At 31.5% G+C, this 3,845-nt stretch carries 7 protein-coding genes; 6 read left to right on the top strand and 1 reads right to left on the bottom strand.

The features are described 5' to 3' along the window. Positions 1–233: 233 nt before the first annotated feature. The 6 genes from CDH49_RS15700 (at position 234) to CDH49_RS15355 (ending at position 3,623) form a co-directional block, all read left to right on the top strand. On the top strand, positions 234–656 hold the full coding sequence (locus CDH49_RS15700) for a hypothetical protein (RefSeq protein WP_157805347.1): 423 nt from the start codon (positions 234–236) through the stop codon (positions 654–656). A gap of 154 nt (positions 657–810) precedes the next feature. Next, on the top strand, positions 811–1,431 hold the full coding sequence (locus CDH49_RS15695) for a hypothetical protein (protein ID WP_157805346.1): 621 nt from the start codon (positions 811–813) through the stop codon (positions 1,429–1,431). A gap of 166 nt (positions 1,432–1,597) precedes the next feature. Then, a complete protein-coding gene (locus CDH49_RS15365; protein ID WP_100616415.1) occupies positions 1,598–2,101 on the top strand; it encodes a hypothetical protein in 504 nt (167 codons plus the stop codon). Between the two features lie 183 nt (positions 2,102–2,284). Further along, the gene (locus CDH49_RS15360) at positions 2,285–2,686 is read left to right on the top strand and encodes a hypothetical protein (RefSeq protein ID WP_100616414.1); all 402 of its coding nucleotides are present in this window, start codon (positions 2,285–2,287) and stop codon (positions 2,684–2,686) included. A gap of 29 nt (positions 2,687–2,715) precedes the next feature. After that, complete coding sequence (locus tag CDH49_RS15690) at positions 2,716–3,084, top strand: hypothetical protein (protein ID WP_157805345.1); 369 nt, start codon at positions 2,716–2,718, stop codon at positions 3,082–3,084. Positions 3,085–3,089: 5 nt separating this feature from the next. After that, on the top strand, positions 3,090–3,623 hold the full coding sequence (locus CDH49_RS15355; RefSeq protein WP_100616413.1) for a DUF4145 domain-containing protein: 534 nt from the start codon (positions 3,090–3,092) through the stop codon (positions 3,621–3,623). Here the strand turns inward: CDH49_RS15355 and CDH49_RS15780 are convergent. Beyond that, the coding region (locus CDH49_RS15780; protein WP_100616412.1) for a hypothetical protein at positions 3,606–3,845 on the bottom strand (240 nt) is incomplete at its 5' end. The genes CDH49_RS15355 and CDH49_RS15780 overlap by 18 nt on opposite strands.

Here is a 3,845-nt window from a genome sequence, read left to right as displayed (position 1 = left end):
CAATAGCGTTAATTGCTGTTATCGGACAAATAATATTTCCGATTAATATAATAAGCGGATTAATAAAAAATAAAACCAGTGGCTAACACCGTGTATAAAAAATTGCTAGTTTTAGCTAAAACAAAGTTAGTTGCTTGTTTGCTGGCTTCCGATTTTCCTTCGGAAAATCCTCGCCCACAAACACGCAACTTTCCATACACGAACACGTTGGCAATAATTTGAGAAAAACGCATATGAAATTAATTTCGACAATTATTTTACTATTGACTTTCAATATCGGATTTTCTTGTACTTGTGAAAGTTTAGGTAAAATTGACAAAGAACAATTCAATCAATATGACTTAATTGCGACTGGAAAAATATTGAGCGTTGACTTCGGTGAGTTTACGCAAAAAATTGAAGTCGGAATACATAGAGTATTTAAAGGAAAAATAAAAAAAATGACAATTGTTTTGTCTACAAGCAGTCAATCAGGAATGTGCGGAATTTTTCCAAAAGTCGGAGAAAAGTGGTTGATTTATGCCAATGGGAATGATTATGAATTTTCGACTGACTTATGCACTCGAACACAAAATATGACAAGAGCTAATCAAAAAGAGAAGGAAATAATAAAAGATGATTTGACTTTTTTAAACGAAAACTCAACTCGGAAATAAAAAACTATTGCCAACACCGTGTATAAAAAATTGCTAGTTTTAGCTGGCACAAAGTTGGTTGCACGTTTGCCGGCTTCCGATTTTCCTGCGGAAAATCCTCGCACGCAAACACGCAACTTTTCATACACGAACCCGTTGGCATTAATTTAAGCGAATGAACTTAACAAAAGAAATCACAAGTCGAAAATTGAATTTTGAACCGCAAGTCGAAATTTCAAATGAATCAATAAAAATAAAAGATATTGGAATTTCGGTTGACCTAATCGAAAACTTTGTGATTGCCGAAAAAGAAACTTTCGAGAAATTTAAAACTGAATACCAATTTCCTGAAAATCCTGAATTGAATAAAAAGGACAGAGATAGTTTTGTGAACGCAATTTTTCAACCGATTTTTATTCTTGAGAATAGCGAAAAGAAAAGACCGATTATCGCTTGTTACCTTTTCGATGTTCGAGCATTGAAAGGAAAAAATAATCTGAATATAAGAAGCATCAATAAGTTTGAATTAATGTGGACTTCATATTTAGCGGAATCCAAAAATGACCGAAGACTGAATGCGAAACGCATTGTAGCGAACGAACTGAATGGAGCAATTTCTGAAGTTTATCGATTTGAATACAAAACAAAAAATGGTTCGGAAAACAAACTTTCGAATTTAAGAATATTGACAATTGAAATTAAAGATTACGTTCTTACTTTTTACATTGTGGACGATGAAAAAAATCCATTCAATCAAGCGGAATTGGAAAAATTTATAAACGGAATAAAAAACTAATGCCAACACCGTGTATAAAAAATTGCTAGTTTTAGCTAGCACAAAGTTGGTTGCTTGTTTGCTGGCTTCCGATTTTCCTTCGGAAAATCCGCGCCCGCTAACACGCAACTTTCCATACACGAACACGTTGTAGGTAATTTAAGAAAATCGAACTTCATTTAAAATAATGTCTTCAGTTCAAGATTTAGAAAATGACAAAACATACTTTATGAAAGAGTATAAAACTTTGATTTCTGGATTTGAACAAAAAAACGGAATAGAAGAAAAAGCGATGATAAATTTTAATGATTTGACTAAAGTTGCGAAATATTTGAACACAGCAAAACCGCAATCACATATGAGAAATCATAAATTTTCTCTTCTCGAATATTTAACTGACTTAAAATCACTCTCTGAAAATAAAAATGCAACGGAAATTGACTTTCTAATTCTTAAAAGGGACAAACTGAATTCAATCACTCATTTTGTGAATATTAAAAACGGATTTTCAGTTCGGAATAACATAATCCATTCATACGCTCTGATTGGAATTTTAATTGACATTGTACTATCTGTTAGTGGAATTGCGAAACATTATTTTTATATACCAATCTTTATGCTGATTTTTTTAATTATTGGTTATATAAAACAGAAAAAAACAAAAGCGGAAAATAAAATATTGGAACTCTAAAAATAAAAAACTACCTACAACACCGTGTATAAAAAATTGCTAGTTTTAGCTAAACCAAAGTTTGTTGCCCGTTTGCTGGCTTCCGATTTTCCTTCGGAAAATCCTCGCCCCCAAACACGCAACTTTCCATACACGAACACGTTGTAAGCAATTTGAGAAAACCGAAATCTATCTGAATTTAATATGTTTAGTTTTTTAAAAAAGAAAAAAGATTTACCTGAATTTGATTTTATAAAGTCATACTCTGAAAAGGAAAAATATTTTGTAAGAACAAAGAAATGGAATTGGCTAAATCCCGAACAAATAACTTTTTTGGAAAAAGACTCTGACGGAAAAGTTAAAATGACAACAATGGATTATTGGCATCAGGAAATGTTTTTAGATGCTGACGGACAAAAAACAATTTCGGAATATTTGAGTGTTCTAATTAACCAATTTAGAGATAGCAAAATGGACATCCCATCAGACTTGGATAAGTTTATGGTAGAAACACTTTTGAGTTTAAAAACGGACTTAAACGCTATTGAATTTATGGATTTGCCGACTGAAGTTAAAGCTGAATATAAGGAACCAATAAAAGAATAAAAACTGCTTACAACACCGTGTATAAAAAATTGCTAGTTTTAGCTAACATAAAGTTGGTTGCCTGTTTGCTGGCTTCCGATTTTCCTTCGGAAAATCCTCGCCCACAAACACGCAACTTTCCATACACGAACACGTTGTGTGCAATTACAGAAATGAACGATAACATACTTAAAATTATAAATCAAGAGTTCGGGGATTCAGAAATTGAATTAGTAATAAACGAACTTAAATCAATTACACTTAAACACGTAATGGCTGAATCGGAATTTAATTTAAACAATACTAGAATGTCAATTCTGAAATTAGCGAAAGGAAATTTAAAAGAAGTAATAAACTTAACTAAAAGTGCTAAAATCGACTTTCGAGATGTAATAATGTGGGCAACTGAATTAAAATAATAAAAATGGTAGAATATTTAAAACTTTTAGTTGAAGTTATTGGACATATAATCTGGCCTATTTGTCTTCTAGTAATTTTTTTGATTTTCAAAAAAGACATCAAATCATTAATTAAAAGACTTAAATCAGCGGAAATAAAAGACTTCAAGATTGAACTAGAAGATAAAATTGAAGATATTAAAAAAGTAGCGATAAATAATGGAGTTACAATGGCTTATTCTCGTGAAACGTTGGAAAATGAATTCAACCCAACAAAACAACTCCCAAAAAGTTACGTAATTATTGAAACTTGGAAAGAGATTGAACTCTTAATTAGAAAACTAGATGAACGTGAAAAAATGGGAAGTTTTTCAGATTCACTAAATTACCTTTCAAAAAATAATTTGATTCAGAAATACTTGGCGAATATGATACTTGATTTAAGAGAATTAAGGAATATTGCAGTTCATAAAAGTGAATTATCAATAACCGAAGAAGACTTTGAAAATTGGATTTCTATATCTAAAAGTGTAATAGATAGATTAAAAACGAATAGATAAAACAGCACACAACACCGTGTATAAAAAATTGCTAGTTTTAGCTGGCACAAAGTTGGTTGCGCGTTTGCCGGCTTCCGATTTTCCTTCGGAAAATCCTCGCCCCCAAACACGCAACTTTCCATACACGAACACGTTGCCACACATTTGAGAAAAACCGTCACGAATTGAAAATCCTGAAAAAAATATTATTAGTAATTGGAATTTTAGCAATATTCGGATTTG

The sequence above is a fragment of the Confluentibacter citreus genome (assembly GCF_002807055.1).
GTDB lineage: Bacteria > Bacteroidota > Bacteroidia > Flavobacteriales > Flavobacteriaceae > Confluentibacter > Confluentibacter citreus.
Note: the sequence above shows the minus strand (reverse complement) of the source record. Positions and strands in the feature narration are given on the sequence as shown.

Bases quoted from the DNA above. Each gene is read 5' to 3' on its own strand.
- CDH49_RS15700 (WP_157805347.1), top strand. From the start codon at position 234: ATGAAATTAATTTCGACAATTATTTTACTATTGACTTTCAATATCGGA.
- CDH49_RS15695 (WP_157805346.1), top strand. From the start codon at position 811: ATGAACTTAACAAAAGAAATCACAAGTCGAAAATTGAATTTTGAACCG.
- CDH49_RS15365 (WP_100616415.1), top strand. From the start codon at position 1,598: ATGTCTTCAGTTCAAGATTTAGAAAATGACAAAACATACTTTATGAAA.
- CDH49_RS15360 (WP_100616414.1), top strand. From the start codon at position 2,285: ATGTTTAGTTTTTTAAAAAAGAAAAAAGATTTACCTGAATTTGATTTT.
- CDH49_RS15355 (WP_100616413.1), top strand. From the start codon at position 3,090: ATGGTAGAATATTTAAAACTTTTAGTTGAAGTTATTGGACATATAATC.